Genomic DNA, 15,599 nt, shown 5'->3' with positions numbered 1-15,599 from the left:
CAGGAGAGCAAATGTCTGAACCCATCAAGATCGGTATCGGCGGACCCGTAGGAGCCGGCAAAACGCAGCTCGTGGAGCGGCTCACGCGCCATATGAGCGCCGAGATTTCCATGGCGGCCATCACCAACGACATCTACACCATCGAGGACGCCAAGATCCTGGCGGCAAACGGCATCCTTCCGCTGGACCGGATCATCGGCGTCGAGACCGGCGGCTGCCCGCACACCGCCATCCGCGAAGACACCTCAATGAACACGGCAGCGATTGAAGAGCTCAAGGCGAGGCATCCTGACCTGCAGGTGATTTTCGTGGAATCCGGCGGCGACAACCTCTCGGCCACCTTCAGCCCGGAGCTGGTGGACTTCTCCATCTACATCATCGACGTCGCGCAGGGGGAGAAGATCCCGCGCAAAGCCGGGCAGGGCATGATCAAGTCCGACCTCTTCATCATCAACAAGACGGACCTCGCGCCGCACGTCGGCGCAGACCTGACAATCATGGAACGGGACTCCCGCGAATTCCGGGGCACCAAACCGTTCTGCTTCACCAACCTCAAAACGGACGAAGGGCTCGACGCCGTGATCGCCTGGATCCGGCGCGATGTCCTGATGCTCGATCTGGCGTCATGAGCACGACGGCGGTTGGGCTGGGTCCGAGTGTTCTCTCACCGCCGGCGGCTGATCAGCCCGAGAGGGGCCGTCTTGAACTAGTCGTCACTGACCGCAACGGACGGTCCATCGCCTCACGGCAGTTTCACGAGGGCGCTTTGAGGGTCTTGCGGCCGCATTACTTGGATGACAGCGGGCAGGTGTGTTTTGTTCTTGTGAATCCTGGTGGGGCTTACCTTGGGGCCGATCTTTATGTCATGGAGGTGGAGGTGGAGGATGCGGCCCGCCTGCTTCTGACCACGCAGTCCGCGACGAAGATCTACCGGACACCGGGATCGTTTGCTGAGCAACGGATGCGGTTGGTGCTGGGGGAAGGGGCACAGCTGGAGTTGGCTCCGGACCAGTTGATTGCCTACCGCGAGGCCAGCTACCGCCAAAACACCCGCGTAACCGTACGGCCAACATCAAGCCTGATCATGGCCGAAGTGGTCACGCCGGGATGGTCCCCGGACGGGACGGCGTTCCGGTATGAGGAGGTGCGCCTGCGAACCGAGATTACGGTAGATGCAGGGGAAGCTCGGCAGCTGCTGGCGCTGGACAACCTTCTGATCGTGCCCTCGGATGATGACGTGACCGGAACGGGGTTTATGGAGGGCTACAGTCACGTGGGTTCGCTGCTGGTGGTGGACCGGAGAGTGGATCAGGCGCTCGCGGACGAACTGCATGAGCTGACCAGGACGCACGAGGCGTACACAGGCGTTTCGCTGACGGCCAGCGTAGCCGGAACAACCGGGCTGGTGCTGCGCTCGCTGTCCGACAGCACCGAGGAACTCCAGCGCCTGCTGCAATCGTGTACTACCCTGCTGCGCAGACGTTGGTACGGGCAGCCTCCCCTGGACCTCAGGAAATACTGATGATCGGGCCAGCCGAAGCCCGGCAGCTTTACCGCGACCGTGAGCAGTTGCCGCTGCGTACGCGGCTGGCCTGCACATTGGGTGCGGTGGCTGCGCTCCATGCGGCCGCCGTCGTGCTCCTCTTGCTGGGGGCCGCGGAAGCGCTGGCGATTGGCCTGGTCATCACTGCCTATCTTGCCGGCATCAAGCACAGCTACGACTGGGACCATCTGGCCGCTATCGACAACTCCACCCGCAAATTCGTGGCCCAAAACCAGGATCCGGTGAGTGTGGGCTTCGCTTTCAGCTTGGGCCACAGTTCCGTCGTGATGCTGGCAGGGGTATTGCTGGTGGGTGGTGCGTCCGTGATGGGCCAGTTCTTAACCGGAGGCACTGGCGAAAATCTGGTGCTCGGGCTCATCGGCAGCGGAGTTTCGGGGATTTTCCTGCTGTTGATGGGCGCGTTCAACGGCTCGGCATTTGTCGCAGCTACGCGTTCTTACCTCAAGGCCCGTTCGGGATTGACCGTCACGGCACAGGAGTTGGAGGCCAAGGGTCTGGTGGCCCGGCTGCTGGCCAAACCGCTCTCACGGGTGAAACGGCCGCGGAATGTTTATGTGATCGGCTTCCTGTTCGGATTGGGCTTCGACACCGCCACCACCATTGCGCTGCTGATGATGGCCGTTTCCGCCTCCGTTGCAGGTGTTTCCCCGTTGGCCCTGCTGGCGCTGCCACTGGCGTTCACGGCAGCGATGACGTTCTGCGACACGATCAACGGGGCGGCCATGATGCGCATGTACCGCTCTGCGATCCGCCGTCCCCTGCAGAAGCTGGGATTCAACGCAGTGATCACCGGCATCTCTGCTGCGTCCGCCCTTTTCATCGCGGCGATAACGTTGGGCGGTTTCTTCAATGCCGCCTTCGGATGGGAAGATCCGCTCACCAGATGGCTGGGGTCAGTAGATCTTGGCGACGCCGGCCTGTTGCTGATTACCATCTTGCTGGGGGTGTGGGCGGTGGCGGCGCTGCATGCTCGCTTGAAGGCCCAAAACCAGCAGGATGAAGGCGTTGGTTGGGCAAGGGGCCGGGACTAAGGTTTGTGCCTGTGCCATGGGAAACCGCAACCCCGACGTCGACGCGTGGTTTGAGAAGTACGACAACCCTCAGCGCGAACTAGTGGGCAAGATCAGGGAATTTATCCTGGCCGTGGATCCGGCGGTGACCGAAGCAATCAAATGGCAGGCACCCACCTTTATGTACAAGGGCAACATCGCCTCCTTCTTTCCCCGTTCGAAAAAGAACGTGTCCCTGATGTTCCATTTGGGTGCGACCATCCCGGATGAACTGGGCCTGCTGGAAGGTGAAGGGGACGTGTCCCGGGTAGCCCGGTCCGTCGCAGGATCTTGACCATGCCTGCCGACGTGGATAGCGTCGCGTTCATGGGCACCGTTTTCGGTGGGATGGCAGCCAGCCTTGATGGGTATATCCGCTCGGAAAGTGGCGACTTGTCGTGGCTGAACGATGCTATGTCGAAGGATGAGGACTACGGCTTTGAGGCGACAACACTAAGGACAGGTGCTTATGTCATGGGCGCCAATACCTACCGTGAGGTTGCTGGAATGGGTGGCCTGGGTTCCGCTGTTCCAACCTATGTTGTCACCCACGATGACACTATGGTCACGAAGGGAAATACCCGGCTGTTCTCAGGGGATCTGGCCGAATTAGTGGCGCGGATAAAGTCCTCCATCCCGGAGGATAAAGACATTTGTCTCTTTGGCGGCGGTGAGCTGGTGTCTGAGTTCATTGAGGCGGGGTTGCTGGATGAACTGGGGATCTCAGTGGCGCCCGTCATCCTTGGTGGGGGCGTGCCTTTCTTCCGGGGGATCAGCCGGTGGACGAGGCTTGAACTACTGGAATGCCGCCCATTCCCCTCCGGCATAGTCCTGCTCAACTACAGGCTGAAGCCGATTCCACAATAAGCAGGCAGATCTTGGTCTGACAGTGGTGCCACCTCGGGGAATCCTTTTCTCTTTTTTCGATTCCCGTGAAACCTTTCCGGAGTTGCCGGACAATACAGGGCATGGGGAGTTCTGAGTCCGGCGAAGAGGCCTTGTGGCTGCGAAGCCTGAACGGCGACGGCGAGGCCTTCGGAAGGGTGTTCGATCGGCACCGCGGCCGGGTCTTTCGCCATGCCTACCGCCTCTGCGGGGAACGGCACGATGCCGAGGACGTGATGTCCGCAGCCTTCCTGGAACTTTGGCGGCGCCGGGACAGCGTGCGTCTTGTTGAGGGATCAGTTCTTCCCTGGTTGCTGGTCACGACGACGAACCTGGCACGCAACAGTAGACGTTCGGTATTCCGTTACCGCAGGCTCCTCAATTCGCTCCCCAGGACCGAGGACATTTCCCACGTTACGGGCGAATCTGTCTTCCTGGACACCATGGAGAGTGACGTGGCAAATGCCCTTCGGACGCTGAATGCCTTGGACATGCAACTGGTGAGCCTTGTGGTCTTTGAGGACTACACCCTCGCGGCTGCCGCCGCCGTGCTGAACCTGACACCAGGAGCGGCTAAGACGCGTATGCACCGGGCACGCCAGCGGATGAAGAAGGCCATCATGAGAGAAGGCAAGACTGTGCCCGCTCCTGAGCTGGAAGGAGAGCTGTCATGAGGCAGCCAGAGTTGGATGATACGTTCAGCGACGCGCTGCGGGCGGAACTGGTCTCCCGCGTCCAGAAAACAGCCTCCCGGCCCGAGAGACGCGCCCGGCCCTGGGCTGCGGTAGGGGTGGCTGCCGGTGTCCTGTTGCTCGGCGGCATAGGGGCCGGGGCTGCAGGGCTGTTTGCACCACCCGGCCAAGAGCAGGCCAGCCCTCAGAGTGTCGTACTCGCTTCCTATAAACCAGAGGACACTTTGGCAGCTTTCAGCGCCCAAACCCCTGAAAAAGCCCCCGGCCAAATCATTGGCCAAGTGCAGGACTCCGGTCGGCTACCAACCACTGAGGCGCTTGCCAGCGTGAGCGGCGTGGTTGTCAAGGGAACCGTGGCGGGTATCCGGGAAGGAAGGACGGACACGAACGCCCTTGGCTCTATTGTCGTGGTTGTAGACATCGAAAACGTGGTCCAAGGAGCGATACCAGAGGGCAATGACGGAAGGGTCTATGTTGAACTTCCCGCCATAGGGCATCCCCATCCGTCCGACTACGCCAAAGCGCTGCCCGACGGCGCCGTCGTCGTCGCGTATTTGGTGGCGGCCCCGAACTCTATTTCCCCCGCTGGCCTTCCTGACGGGCAGGCGTTGCTTGTTCCGGCAGGGCCGCAAGGCTTCGCCCTCCAAGTAGGGGACCACGACATCGTGTGGCCCCTGACAGGTGCACGAGAGCCGGGGGAGATTACCGAAACGCTCCCTGGGGGGACATTGGTTGGATAGCCGGGCCGGTAGGTTTGGTCTGTGAAGAACCCCCGAGAACTGGACATCGATGCCCTGCCGTTCACCCTGATTGGTGAAGGGCCGAAATCGCAGGTTGCCCCGCTCCTTCAGGGACAGATGCTGACACTGACAGCCGATGCGGGCGCAGACATGTTCCTTGACCCCGCCGGATCCGCAGGCACAGCTGATGCCGAAAGATTTGTCTCGCCGGTAAAGGGCGACTTCCGGCTCAGCGCGTTCGTGAGCCCTGTGTTTGTGAGTGACTTCGACTCCGGAGTCCTGATTGGCTACCTGGACCCTTTGAACTGGTTCAAGATCTGCGCGGAGCTGGACCCGAGCGGAACAACCAGAGTGGTCTCAGTGGTGACCCGCGACGGTAAGTCCGATGATTGCGACAGTTGGCCCATCGACACGGCGGGGACCTACCTGCGGATCTCCCGTCTGGGCCCGGCGTTCGCGCTCCACGCTTCCGTCGACGGAGAACGGTGGAACATGGTCCGTTACTTCGCCATGGGAGATCCGGCACCCGAGTCCGTGAAAGTCGGGTTTGTGGCGCAGTCCCCTTCAGGAGAAGGCACGACGGCGACATTCAGCCATATCGCCTTCGATGCCAAGACGATCACTCAGGTGAGGGACGGCTCGTAGCCAACTCCGGAAGCGGCGTTACCTGATTCCCTGGATCGATGAGTTCCGCTAGATGGCTGGAGGCACCGTTCGAGTGGTTATCAAGGACTTGCCGCACCTGCATGTGGCAGCTGAATCCGTCGGTCAGGATGGGTGTTCCGTCCGATGTTCCCTTCAGAGCCGGGGCGAGTGATTGCTCGGCGACTGCCATGCTTACGTCGTAGTGCTGTGCTTCGAAGCCGAAGTTTCCTGCGACGCCGCAGCAGCCCGTGGCTTCCTTGACCGTGGTGATGCCCAGCGCGGCCAACGCATTGGCCTGGGTTCCGGAACCGAAGACGGCGTACTCATGGCAGTGGGTCTGGACGGTCACCGCTGCCGGGACCGACGCCGGTTGCCAGCCTGTTTTGGTCTGCTCTATGACCGCTGTGGCAAAGCTCTGAATACGGTTGGCGACACGGTGTGCCGCTTCTGTTGGAACCAGTTCCGGCAGGTCCTTGCGGAGGGCAGCCGCACAGCTGGGTTCGATGACAACTATGGGCCTGTCCGTGCCGTCGTCCAATGCCTCTGCCGTCCGCGTGAGCATCTTGCGGGCTGTGTCCAGCTGTCCTGTTGAAATCCAGGTGAGGCCGCAGCACAGGTCCGCACTGCACTCCACGGTCCGCTGGGCGTCTTCGAGTACGCGCTTGGCTGCACCGGCGACTGAAGGGCGGAAGCCGCGGGTGAAGCTGTCGATGAACAGGACTGTATCGGCTGGAGCTTTTTCGGTACCGCGGGCAGGCTCGTTCCCGATCTCCTTCAGCAACTGCGCCCGGGAGGCGAAGTCCGGCATCCTGCGATGGGTGGTGATGCCGGAGATCCGTGCAATGAGGGGCCGCAGCGGTGATGCGAGGGCAGCGTTCACCAACGGAGCGATCCGACTGGTTATTTTCAGCCAGGTGGGCAGCCAGCCCAAGGTGTAGTGGGCTATGGGCCGCAAACGGCCTTCATAGTAATGATCGAAGAACTCGGATTTGTACGTGGCCATGTCCACGCCGGCCGGGCAATCGGTGGAGCAGGCCTTGCAGGAGAGGCACAGGTCCAGGGATTCCCGCACGTCTTCTGATTTCCAGCCTTCCTTCGCGCTGGCCGATCCGCTGATCATGTCCTGGAGAACCCGCGCCCGTGCCCGGGTGGAGTCCTTTTCGTCCCGTGTCGCTCGATAGCTGGGGCACATCACCCCGCCGCCCGAAGTGGTCCTGCACCTTCCCACGCCGATGCAGGTCTGGACGGCATCCGTGAACCCCTCCCGGCCTGAGTTGGCCGGTTCCAGGGCAAAGGACGTCCGGAAACCGCGGGCAGGGGCGGCTGCAAGGGCAAGGTCGGACATTACTGGAGCAGGGTCAGTGATGATGCCCGAATTAAGGACCCCGTCCGGGTCCCAGACCGCCTTGTAGCGGCCGAAGGCTTGCAGCGCTGCCGCGCTGTACATGATGGGGAGAAGTGCGGAGCGGGCCCGGCCATCGCCGTGTTCGCCGGAGAGGGATCCGCCGTGGCGGGTTACCAGGTCAGCAGCCGCGCGGAGGAATTTATCCATAACGGCTCTCCCGGACTCGGTCCGGGGGTCAAAGGTGATCCGGACGTGTGTGCAGCCGGCGCCGAAATGCCCATACATCACGCCCCGGAGCTGATGCTCGTCAAGAAGCCGGGTGAAGTCGCCAAGGTAGGCTGCCAGGTTTTCCGGTGCGACGGCTGCGTCCTCCCAGCCTGCCCAGGACTGGACTCCGCCAGCGAGTCGCGAGGACAGCCCTGCTCCGTCTTCCCGGACACGCCAGAGGTTGGCCCTGTCCACAGGATCGGAGACCACAACGCCGTCAACCACGTTGCCACGCTGCTTCAGCGTCCTCAGCAGATCGTCCGCCTTGGCCCGCACCTCCGCTGGATCGCTGCCGTCCAGGTCCACGTACAGGTAAGCCGTACCGTCGGGCAATGCACCGACCGAGTCCGGACCACGCCGCTCACGCATGGTCTGCACAATGGCGTCGTCGATGCCTTCGACGGCCGCGGGGTTGAACCGCAGGATCTCCATCACATCGGTGGCCGCCGCGACGACGTTGCGGTATCCAAGGCAGACAAGCAGTGCCGCGGCAGGAACATCCACCAGCTTCACGGTGGCGGAGACGATGACAGCGCAGGTGCCCTCGCTTCCGGCGAGCGCCTTGGCGGCATCAAAGCCGTTCTCGGGGAGGAGGTTGGCCAGCTGGTAGCCGGAGACCTGCCGGGCGATGCGACCGAATTCTGTGCGGAGGAGGCCGAGGTTCGCGTCCCTCAGCTGCTTCAGGCCGGCATCGATGCGCGCAGCTTCCGCGACGGCGGACTCGTCAGCCTGGTCAATGGCACGCACCCCACCAGGCCCGGCAGTCACAAGATGGCCCGACGCCGTCACCAGGTCCACAGAAACAACGTGGTCTACGGTCCGGCCGTATCTGACGGAGTGGTTTCCACAGGCGTCGTTACCGATGGCTCCGGCCACCGTCACCCTGCCCATGCTTGATGGATCCGGGGCAAAAGTCAGGGCTCCGCCGGTAGCGGCCTGCACTTGTTTCTGCAGCGTGGTCAGGACCATGCCTGGCTCGACTGTGACGGTCCGGGAGTCGCGGTCCAGGTGCAGGAGCCTGGACATGTGGCGGGAGAAGTCGATAACGACTCCGCTTCCGATGGCATTTCCCGCCATGCTGGTTCCGCCGCCTCGGCTGGTGAGCGGGATGCCGTAGCGCCGGCAGGCGCGGATGACTGCAGCGACGTCCTGGCTGGAGCGGGGAAAGGCCACAGCCATGGGGCGCACCTTGTAGTTCGAGGCGTCATAGGAGTACTCCGACAACCTGCGGCTGCTGGCATCAACCTCGACGCCGTCCTGCTCCAGGTCTCGCACGAGGCTTTCAGTTCCGGCACGGTTCATCTGGTTCAGCTTTCGTTTTCGGGCGAGGCGGACCAGGCGGCAGGCTTACTCGCTTTGTGCTTCCTGTCGAACCAGTTTACGGATTAATAAACACCGGAGTCTGGCATTATTAGTAAGGCAATGTTGCTTCCGGTGAAAGAAGGGCAACGATGGACCTGGCAACAGTGGATGACCTCGAGTTCTTTGAACAGATTTCCCGTTCGAGGAGCCTGACTGAAGCGGCGAGAATCTGGGGAATATCTCTGCCCTCGGTCAGCAGACGGCTGACGCAGTTGGAATCGCGGCTGGGAGTCCAGTTGGTCCGCAGGAGCACGCGCAAACTCACCCTCACGCCGGAAGGGGAACAGTATGCGGCCGGGGTGCTGGCGATCCTTCAGCAAAAAACGGATCTTGAGGAAGGAATGTCACCAAAACACGGCGAGCTCCGCGGCCGGATTGCTGTGCACTCCACGGTCGGCCTGGGCCGCATCCATATTGCCCCGCTGCTGGGTACGTTTATTCGTGAGCACCCGGGTGTTTCAGTCGACCTGCAGATGTCGGCGCTTCCGCTCAACATAGCTGCGAGTCATTTTGACATCGGGATCCGTGTGGGCAGCCTGGAGGATTCCCGGCTTAAATTCACGCGCCTGGCGGAAAGCCGCAGGGTGGTCTGCGCTTCGCCGCAGTATCTCGAAACCTACGGGACCCCACAGACGACTGCTGACCTGGAACAGCACAATTGCATCGTCCTGCGCCAGGACAACAGTGATTATGCGGTGTGGCGCTTTGGGACCGACGGCCGGGAACACACTGTCCGGGTGAAGGGAAATATGGTCAGCGACGACGGCGAAGTGGTTGCCGGTTGGTGCCTCCAGGGACTTGGGTTGATGATGCGCTCCACCTGGCACGTGAACCCGATGCTTCGCCGAGGCCTGCTGCAACAGGTTCTTGCAGATGTGCCAACCCCGGCCGCGGACATTCACGCCGTCTACCCCGCCGCGGTGCATACTCCCCGGCGGGTTACCGCCCTCATAGACCATTTGCGGAGTGGGCTCGTGGAACACGTGGAAGACGACGACGGCGGCTACCGGCCTTCGTGACCGGCGCACCTGCCGGCAGGCTCATTCAGTGGCTTCGATGAGTTCCTTGATCCGGCGGAGGCTGTTCTCAATCATGCTCGGGTCGGGCGAGGTGTCCATAGCAGGAATGTCCAGATGAAAAGTCAGTTTTGTGCCGCTTCCGTCGACGGGATCCAATGTCGCCCGGGAATGGATTTCCAACGGCCCGTTGGGCGTTTGGTCAACAATTACAGCGCCGAAGGCGCGTGCGGGCTCGAACTCAACTATGTTCATCGTGCCTTCAATGGGAGGGCCCATGCGGGTCTGGCGGCGTTGTATTTGAGTGCCCACGCCAATAGGTCCAGCTGAAACCTGCTGCAGTTCCATATGTGGATCCCAGCGTGGATGGTTGTCCACATGGTTCACCGCGAAGAAGTCAAACACGACATCTGGAGGCCTGTTGATGACAGTCGAGAGCACGAGTTTCATGACTGGTCCTGTTGACTCCGGCAAGGGTGGACAAGGGCAGTCTATGCCTAGCCTTCTCGAGGCACCACCGCTAGGCGACTGCCTCTGACTCCTTCAGCCCGGCAAGCAACTCTTCAACCGTCGGGGGATTTGCGCCGGCCCTGCGGACAGTGATGGCAGCCGCCTTGGATGCCGTGCGTCCCAGAGATTCCAGGACCTCGGATGAAAGCCCGTCCACACCGCGTGAGAGCAGCCCGTAGATCAGCGCCGCCATATAGGAGTCACCGGCACCGATAGTGTCCGCCACCACTGAGGGGACTGATGGAATGTGGAGCTGGGTTGCCGGGGTTGCCAGAAGCGAACCTTCCGAACCCTTGGTGATGACTGCCAGCCCGGCGCCCAGCTGCAGGATGCGTGCTGCCGCTTCCTCCAGCCGTTTGCGCGGGTAGAGCCATTGCGCGTCCTCGTCGCTTAGCTTGACGACGTCGGTCAGGGGAACCAGTTCCTCGAACAGGGCTGTTGCTTCGGCCTGACCGCCCAGCAAGGCCGGGCGGATGTTAGGGTCGTAGGTGATCACGCATTCCCGATGGGCCTGCTCCAGCAGGGACCGGACCGCGGCTGCGCCAGGGGCCAGGAAGGTGGCGATGGAACCGGTGTGGATCACCTTGGGGAGGTATGAGGGCGGAACGGGCTGCAGTTCCCAGCTGATGTCGAACTCGTAGCGGGCTGAGCCGTCTGCGGCGAGCGTCGCGGTTGCAGACGCCGTACGCCCCTGATGCTTGGAACCGGGCAGCAGTGCGACTCCTGCCCTGCCGAGGTGCCGTTCGATCGCAGAGCCACGTTCGTCGTCGCCGATTGACGTGAGCAGCGCGGTACTGATTCCGAGGCGTCCCAGCCCGTAGGCAACATTCGCCGGCGACCCGCCGGGGTGCTCCACCGTTCCGTCGGAAGAGGCGACAACATCAATCAGGGCTTCGCCGATAACTACGACGTCGGAGTATGCTGCGGTCCCTGCAGGGCTGGGGGAGCTGGGCATGAGGAGGCCTTTCGTGGAGCCGTCCGCGGACCTTTGGCAGGTCCGCGGACGGAGTGCAGGACGGGATGGGTGGAATCGGGCTGCCGCCGGGATCAGGCGGTGGCAGCGCCGGTCATGATGGCCACGGCGTCGGTCATGGTGTGTGACTCGGGTGTGATGGTTGCCGCGCATTTTCCGAGGCGCTGGATATGGATCCTGTCGGCCACGTCGAACACGTGCGGCATGTTGTGGCTGATCAGAATCACCGGCAGCCCCCTGTCCCGCAGGTCCCTGACGAGCTGGAGCACCTGGTTGGACTCACGGACGCCGAGTGCCGCCGTCGGCTCATCCAACACCACTACCTTGGAGCCAAAGGCCGCAGCCCTCGCCACTGCAACAGCCTGGCGCTGACCGCCGGAAAGGTTCTCCACGGGCACAGTGACATCCTGCAGTGTGGAGATTCCCAAGCGGGTGAGCTCCTCTTTGGCCTTGCGCCGCATGCCCTTGGTATCCAGCATCCGGAAGATCGTGCCGAGGGGGCCGGCCAACCGCTCCTCCCGGCCCAGGAACAGGTTGGATGCGACATCCAGCGCCGGCGATACGGCCAGGTTCTGGTACACGGTTTCAATCCCGTGAACGCGCGCATCCTGGGGCCGCTTGAAATGCACCTGCTCGCCGGAAACGAAGAGCTCACCCGAATCGGGGATCTCCGCTCCAGTGAGGCACTTGATGAGAGTTGATTTGCCCGCACCGTTGTCGCCGATGATGGCAAGGACTTCGCCGGGGTAGAGGTCCAGGCTTACACCGTCCAGGCCCACCACCCTGCCGAAGGTCTTGACCAGGTTCCTGGCCTGCATGATGGGTTGGCGCACTTTGGTGGCGGTGCTCTCGAGATCTGCGGCGGTCATGATTTCACCTTTCGGATCCACTGGTCTACGGACACCGCAACGATGATGAGGACGCCGACAGCCAGGGTTTGGTACAGCACGTCGAGCCCGGCCAAGGACAGGCCGTTGCGGAAAACGCCCACAATCAGCGCTCCGAGGAGCGATCCCCAGATGGAGCCGCGGCCACCGAACAGGCTCGTCCCGCCAATAACGACGGCGGTAATCGAGTCAAGGTTGAGGTCGACGCCGCCGTTGGGGCTCGCGGCATTGGTACGGCCGATCTGGATCCACGCGCCAACGGCGAGGACCGCGCCGGCAGCCAGATAGACACTCATCAGGACGCGGTTGACGGGAATACCTGCCAGCCGTGCGGCTTCCTTGTCGTCGCCGACGGCGTACACGTGCCGCCCCCAGGCGGTCTTGCCCAGGATGAACGCCATGGCCACGTACAGCAGCAGCATCATGACGACGCCTATGGAGATGCGCACAGGGCCAACAGGGAACGTGCTGCCCGTCCAAGTCAGCATGTCGGGCATGCTGGACCCACGGACAGTGGCGCCGTTGGAGTAAAGAAGGGTGAGAGCGACGAAGATATTCAGTGTGCCCAGGGTGACGATGAAGGGCGGAAGCTTGAGCCGGGTGACCAGGAAACCGTTCAGTGCCCCGGCCCCGAGGCCCATCACCAGCCCAAGCAGAAGTGCCAGCGGGGCCGGAATTCCGCTGCCGACTGCCAGTTGGGCCACCACCATGGAGGAGAGGATCATGACGGCGCCCACTGACAGGTCGATCCCGGCAGTAAGGATGATCAGTGTCTGCGCGATAGCAAGCGTTCCCACCACCGCAACCTGCTGGGTGATCAGCGATAGGTTCTCGACGCGGAGGAACCGGTCGTTGAGGAGCCCGAATACCACCACTGCGATGAGGAGGACCACCGCCGGGCTAAGGGCAGGGTAGCGGTGGAGGACGTTCCTGATTCGGCTGAGCGTGGTCTGGCGGTCAAGGAATTCCTCAGCCAGGTCTGTGCGTCCTGTAGCAGGGGGGCCTGCGGTCTGTTGTTGCGTCATGCTTACTTGCCCCAGCAGATGTCGGTTGCCGCCGTGGTGGTAATGCTCTTGACGCCATCGGCAGGCTTGTCCGTAACCAGCTCAACGCCTGTGTTGTAGAAGTCCAGGCCTTCGGAGTTGGCCGGCTTCTTGCCTGTTTTCGCGAGTTCAACGATGGCCTTGACGCCCAGTTCTGCCATCTTTACCGGGTACTGCTGGGCAGTGGCTCCAATGACGCCGGTTTTGACGTTGTCCACGCCGGCGCAGCCACCGTCAACGGAAACGATCAGGACGTCCTTTTCCTTGCCGGCCGACTTCAGTGCTTCGAAGGCACCGGCTGCGGCAGGTTCGTTGATGGTGTACACGACGTTGATGTTCGGGTTCTTGGAGAGCAGGTTTTCCATACCCGTACGTCCGCCGTCCTCGGCGCCCTGGGTGGCCTGGCTTCCGACGATTTCGTACTCCCCGCCCTTGCCGCCGGTGTACTTGCCGGTCTTGGCTTCGTCGCCGTTCTTCTTCGCATCAGCGGTGTCTACTCCAAGGCCGGACAGGAATCCCTGGTCGCGGTTGTAGTCGACGGACACCACCTTGTCGTCAAAGAGGTCAAGCAGTGCGATGGTGGCCTTCTTGCCGCCCAGCTGAGCCGCCGTCCACTTGCCGATCAGCTCGCCTGCCGCGAAGTTGTCGGTCGCGAAGGTGATGTCAGCGGCGTCGGCGGGGTCCGGCGGCGTGTCCAGGGCGATGACGAACAGCCCGGCGTCCTTGGCCTTCTTCAGCGCGTCAACAACTGCGGGGCCGTTGGGGGTGATGAGGATGCCCTTGTCGCCCTTGGAGATGGCGTTTTCGATGGCCTGGATCTGGGTGTCCTCGTCACCGTCGGCCTTGCCGGCCGCAAGTTTCAGGTCGACGCCGTCTGCTTCGGCGGCCTTTTTGGCGCCGTCCTGCATGGAGACGAAGAAGGGGTTGCTGGTGGTCTTCACGATGAGCGAGACGCCAATTTTCTCTGAACCGTCGGTGGAAGTGGCTGTTGAGCTCCCTCCGCAGGCACTGAGGCTAAGGGTGGCGAGCGTCAGGACGGCGCCTGCGGCAAGCGTACGGATGGCGGCTGAACGCGGAGCTTTGGAACTCAACATTGAATCTCCTGGGTTTGAGGCGTGGTGTCATGACAACGTTGTCAGCCCTCATGTAATCAGGATCACAGGGTAGAGTCAAGGGAAAGTCGATGATGAAGGACGAGGTTGTGACAACGATGTCTAATCGTTACCAAGCTGAAGTGGGGAAGAGCCGGCCCACGATGCGACACGTTGCGGCGCTGGCCGGCGTCGGAATAAAGACTGTCTCGCGCGTCATGAATAACGAGCCGGGTGTCTCCGAGGCCACCCGGCTGCGCGTCGTCGGTGCGTCCCAGCAGCTGAACTACCAGTTGGACATGGCCGCAGGAAGCCTGCGCAGGTCCGGACGGCAGACCCTCTCCGTGGGGCTGCTGCTGCCGAGCGTCTCCAACCCCTTCAGCAGTGAGATCCACCGGGCCATGGAAGATGCCTTGTCAGTGCGGGGCATCGCTGTATTCGCCGCCAGCTTGGACGACGACCCCGAACGCGAAAAGGCCCTGGTGGCGGCCTTCCTGGGCAGGCGCGTGGACGGGTTGGTGCTGACGCCCATCGCCCGGAGCCAGGCCTACGTTATTCCGGAACACTCCAGGGACCTGCCCACCGTCTTCATTGACCGGGAACCAGTAGGCGTTGAGGCGGACGCCGTGGTTACAGATAACGCTGCGGGAGCCGCAAAGGCAGCAGCCCATCTGATCAGCCGGGGGCACCGGAAACTTGCTTACCTCGGAGACCGGACGGACATCCAGACGGCACGCGAACGTCGTCGGGGATTTCTGGAATCTCTGGCTGCGGCGGGCATCGCGACGTCCGCTGTTCCCATCCGCGAGGGCCTCCACGACGAGGAGTCTGCCCGGCAGGCAACACGTGAGCTGGTTGGTTCTGACGATCCCCCCACAGCCATTTTCTCGAGCCAGAACCTCGTCACTTTCGGGGCGATGCGCGGGTTGAAGGAGCTGAACGCCAATAAGAGGATCGCCTTGGTCGGGTTCGACGATTTCGCCCTGGCGGACATGATGGACCCCGGAATCACGGTGGTTGCACAGCACCCGGAAAGGATCGGGAAACTGGCTGCGGAAAGAATTCTGGCCCGTATTGACGGCGACCAGTCCGCTCCGCAAACCTACGTGGTGCCCTCCGAACTTATTGTCCGGGGGTCTGGCGAACTCGCGCCTCCGGGCTTACCGGCCCCGCATCTCTGACAAATCAACTTTGCCTCACCCAGAAACCTCCAAGGAGAACATGATGACCAAAACCCTCTATGCCGAGTTCACGGTAAAGTCCGGAAGCGAGGTGCGGGTGGCGGAAATGATGCGCGAACTCACCGAAAAAGTCCGGCAGGAACCCGGCAACCAGCTCTTCCTGCCGTACACCCGGCAAACGAATCCACGTGAATACTTCGTCTTTGAGGTTTATGCGGACGATGCCGCGTTCCAGGAGCACATCACCGCAGACTACGGTGCAAAGTTCAACGGAGAGCTCGCTGCACACATCGAGGAGGACGGCTCCGTGCTGACCTGGCTGGACGCTGTGGACTGACCGCCTTTGTAG

At 62.2% G+C, this 15,599-nt stretch carries 17 protein-coding genes; 11 read left to right on the top strand and 6 right to left on the bottom strand.

The features are described 5' to 3' along the window. Positions 1 to 11 precede the first annotated feature (11 nt). From ureG to M1E05_RS19500, 8 genes are all read left to right on the top strand, one after another. A complete protein-coding gene (gene ureG / locus M1E05_RS19535) occupies positions 12 to 629 on the top strand; it encodes an urease accessory protein UreG (protein ID WP_458112946.1) in 618 nt (205 codons plus the stop codon). Further along, positions 626 to 1,522 carry an urease accessory protein UreD gene (locus M1E05_RS19530; protein WP_461163946.1) on the top strand — a complete coding sequence of 299 codons (897 nt, stop codon included), beginning with the start codon at positions 626 to 628 and terminating at the stop codon, positions 1,520 to 1,522. Before ureG ends, M1E05_RS19530 begins: the two co-directional genes overlap by 4 nt. Next, positions 1,522 to 2,595 carry a HoxN/HupN/NixA family nickel/cobalt transporter gene (locus M1E05_RS19525; RefSeq protein ID WP_458112948.1) on the top strand — a complete coding sequence of 358 codons (1,074 nt, stop codon included), beginning with the start codon at positions 1,522 to 1,524 and terminating at the stop codon, positions 2,593 to 2,595. The genes M1E05_RS19530 and M1E05_RS19525 overlap by 1 nt, the downstream gene beginning before the upstream one ends. Positions 2,596 to 2,611: 16 nt before the next feature. Then, positions 2,612 to 2,908 (top strand): DUF1801 domain-containing protein, encoded by a 297-nt coding sequence (locus M1E05_RS19520; RefSeq protein WP_461163945.1) that lies wholly within the window; start codon positions 2,612 to 2,614, stop codon positions 2,906 to 2,908. Between the two features lie 2 nt (positions 2,909 to 2,910). Further along, positions 2,911 to 3,480, top strand: a complete 570-nt coding sequence (locus tag M1E05_RS19515; RefSeq protein ID WP_461163944.1) for a dihydrofolate reductase family protein — start codon at positions 2,911 to 2,913, stop codon at positions 3,478 to 3,480. A gap of 101 nt (positions 3,481 to 3,581) precedes the next feature. Beyond that, a complete protein-coding gene (locus M1E05_RS19510) occupies positions 3,582 to 4,172 on the top strand; it encodes an RNA polymerase sigma factor (RefSeq protein ID WP_461163943.1) in 591 nt (196 codons plus the stop codon). Next, complete coding sequence (locus tag M1E05_RS19505; protein ID WP_461163942.1) at positions 4,169 to 4,930, top strand: hypothetical protein; 762 nt, start codon at positions 4,169 to 4,171, stop codon at positions 4,928 to 4,930. The genes M1E05_RS19510 and M1E05_RS19505 overlap by 4 nt, the downstream gene beginning before the upstream one ends. 21 nt (positions 4,931 to 4,951) lie before the next feature. Further along, positions 4,952 to 5,575 (top strand): DUF1349 domain-containing protein, encoded by a 624-nt coding sequence (locus tag M1E05_RS19500; protein WP_461163941.1) that lies wholly within the window; start codon positions 4,952 to 4,954, stop codon positions 5,573 to 5,575. On the opposite strand, the gene M1E05_RS19495 is transcribed toward M1E05_RS19500, so the two are convergent. Beyond that, positions 5,550 to 8,489 carry an FAD-binding and (Fe-S)-binding domain-containing protein gene (locus M1E05_RS19495; protein ID WP_461163940.1) on the bottom strand — a complete coding sequence of 980 codons (2,940 nt, stop codon included), beginning with the start codon at positions 8,487 to 8,489 and terminating at the stop codon, positions 5,550 to 5,552. The two genes, M1E05_RS19500 and M1E05_RS19495, sit on opposite strands and share 26 nt — an antisense overlap. A 149-nt stretch (positions 8,490 to 8,638) precedes the next feature. Here M1E05_RS19495 and M1E05_RS19490 point away from each other — a divergent pair, with 149 nt between their 5' ends. After that, entirely contained in the window at positions 8,639 to 9,568 is a 930-nt protein-coding gene (locus M1E05_RS19490; protein WP_461163939.1) for a LysR family transcriptional regulator, read from the top strand. A 21-nt stretch (positions 9,569 to 9,589) separates the two neighbouring features. On the opposite strand, the gene M1E05_RS19485 is transcribed toward M1E05_RS19490, so the two are convergent. The 5 genes from M1E05_RS19485 to M1E05_RS19465 all read right to left on the bottom strand — a co-directional run bounded on the left by M1E05_RS19485 (position 9,590) and on the right by M1E05_RS19465 (position 14,072). After that, positions 9,590 to 10,015, bottom strand: coding sequence for an SRPBCC family protein (locus tag M1E05_RS19485; protein ID WP_458112956.1), 426 nt, complete (start codon positions 10,013 to 10,015; stop codon positions 9,590 to 9,592). Positions 10,016 to 10,085: 70 nt separating this feature from the next. After that, complete coding sequence (locus tag M1E05_RS19480) at positions 10,086 to 11,030, bottom strand: carbohydrate kinase family protein (protein ID WP_458112957.1); 945 nt, start codon at positions 11,028 to 11,030, stop codon at positions 10,086 to 10,088. A 92-nt stretch (positions 11,031 to 11,122) separates the two neighbouring features. Next, positions 11,123 to 11,917 carry an ATP-binding cassette domain-containing protein gene (locus tag M1E05_RS19475; RefSeq protein ID WP_458112958.1) on the bottom strand — a complete coding sequence of 265 codons (795 nt, stop codon included), beginning with the start codon at positions 11,915 to 11,917 and terminating at the stop codon, positions 11,123 to 11,125. Continuing rightward, entirely contained in the window at positions 11,914 to 12,960 is a 1,047-nt protein-coding gene (locus tag M1E05_RS19470) for an ABC transporter permease (RefSeq protein ID WP_458112959.1), read from the bottom strand. The genes M1E05_RS19475 and M1E05_RS19470 overlap by 4 nt, the downstream gene beginning before the upstream one ends. 2 nt (positions 12,961 to 12,962) lie before the next feature. Then, complete coding sequence (locus M1E05_RS19465; protein WP_458112960.1) at positions 12,963 to 14,072, bottom strand: substrate-binding domain-containing protein; 1,110 nt, start codon at positions 14,070 to 14,072, stop codon at positions 12,963 to 12,965. A 161-nt stretch (positions 14,073 to 14,233) separates the two neighbouring features. Between M1E05_RS19465 and M1E05_RS19460 the strand changes: the two genes are divergently transcribed. Together M1E05_RS19460 and M1E05_RS19455 are read left to right on the top strand one after the other, a co-directional pair. Beyond that, complete coding sequence (locus tag M1E05_RS19460) at positions 14,234 to 15,250, top strand: LacI family DNA-binding transcriptional regulator (protein WP_458114604.1); 1,017 nt, start codon at positions 14,234 to 14,236, stop codon at positions 15,248 to 15,250. Between the two features lie 40 nt (positions 15,251 to 15,290). Next, entirely contained in the window at positions 15,291 to 15,587 is a 297-nt protein-coding gene (locus M1E05_RS19455; protein ID WP_461163938.1) for a putative quinol monooxygenase, read from the top strand. Positions 15,588 to 15,599: the final 12 nt, after the last annotated feature.

The sequence above is a fragment of the Arthrobacter sp. R4-81 genome (genome assembly GCF_054792365.1).
The sequence above is the reverse complement of the archived record's forward strand: the minus strand, read 5'-3'. Positions and strand labels throughout refer to the sequence as shown.

Coding starts and splice junctions, on each gene's coding strand:
- M1E05_RS19460 (WP_458114604.1), top strand. CDS start 14,234: ATGCGACACGTTGCGGCGCTGGCCGGCGTCGGAATAAAGACTGTCTCG.
- M1E05_RS19520 (WP_461163945.1), top strand. CDS start 2,612: ATGGGAAACCGCAACCCCGACGTCGACGCGTGGTTTGAGAAGTACGAC.
- M1E05_RS19475 (WP_458112958.1), bottom strand. CDS start 11,917: ATGACCGCCGCAGATCTCGAGAGCACCGCCACCAAAGTGCGCCAACCC.
- M1E05_RS19490 (WP_461163939.1), top strand. CDS start 8,639: ATGGACCTGGCAACAGTGGATGACCTCGAGTTCTTTGAACAGATTTCC.
- M1E05_RS19505 (WP_461163942.1), top strand. CDS start 4,169: ATGAGGCAGCCAGAGTTGGATGATACGTTCAGCGACGCGCTGCGGGCG.
- M1E05_RS19525 (WP_458112948.1), top strand. CDS start 1,522: ATGATCGGGCCAGCCGAAGCCCGGCAGCTTTACCGCGACCGTGAGCAG.
- M1E05_RS19495 (WP_461163940.1), bottom strand. CDS start 8,489: ATGAACCGTGCCGGAACTGAAAGCCTCGTGCGAGACCTGGAGCAGGAC.
- M1E05_RS19470 (WP_458112959.1), bottom strand. CDS start 12,960: ATGACGCAACAACAGACCGCAGGCCCCCCTGCTACAGGACGCACAGAC.
- M1E05_RS19455 (WP_461163938.1), top strand. CDS start 15,291: ATGATGACCAAAACCCTCTATGCCGAGTTCACGGTAAAGTCCGGAAGC.
- ureG (WP_458112946.1), top strand. CDS start 12: ATGTCTGAACCCATCAAGATCGGTATCGGCGGACCCGTAGGAGCCGGC.
- M1E05_RS19510 (WP_461163943.1), top strand. CDS start 3,582: ATGGGGAGTTCTGAGTCCGGCGAAGAGGCCTTGTGGCTGCGAAGCCTG.
- M1E05_RS19485 (WP_458112956.1), bottom strand. CDS start 10,015: ATGAAACTCGTGCTCTCGACTGTCATCAACAGGCCTCCAGATGTCGTG.
- M1E05_RS19515 (WP_461163944.1), top strand. CDS start 2,911: ATGCCTGCCGACGTGGATAGCGTCGCGTTCATGGGCACCGTTTTCGGT.
- M1E05_RS19530 (WP_461163946.1), top strand. CDS start 626: ATGAGCACGACGGCGGTTGGGCTGGGTCCGAGTGTTCTCTCACCGCCG.
- M1E05_RS19465 (WP_458112960.1), bottom strand. CDS start 14,072: ATGTTGAGTTCCAAAGCTCCGCGTTCAGCCGCCATCCGTACGCTTGCC.
- M1E05_RS19480 (WP_458112957.1), bottom strand. CDS start 11,030: ATGCCCAGCTCCCCCAGCCCTGCAGGGACCGCAGCATACTCCGACGTC.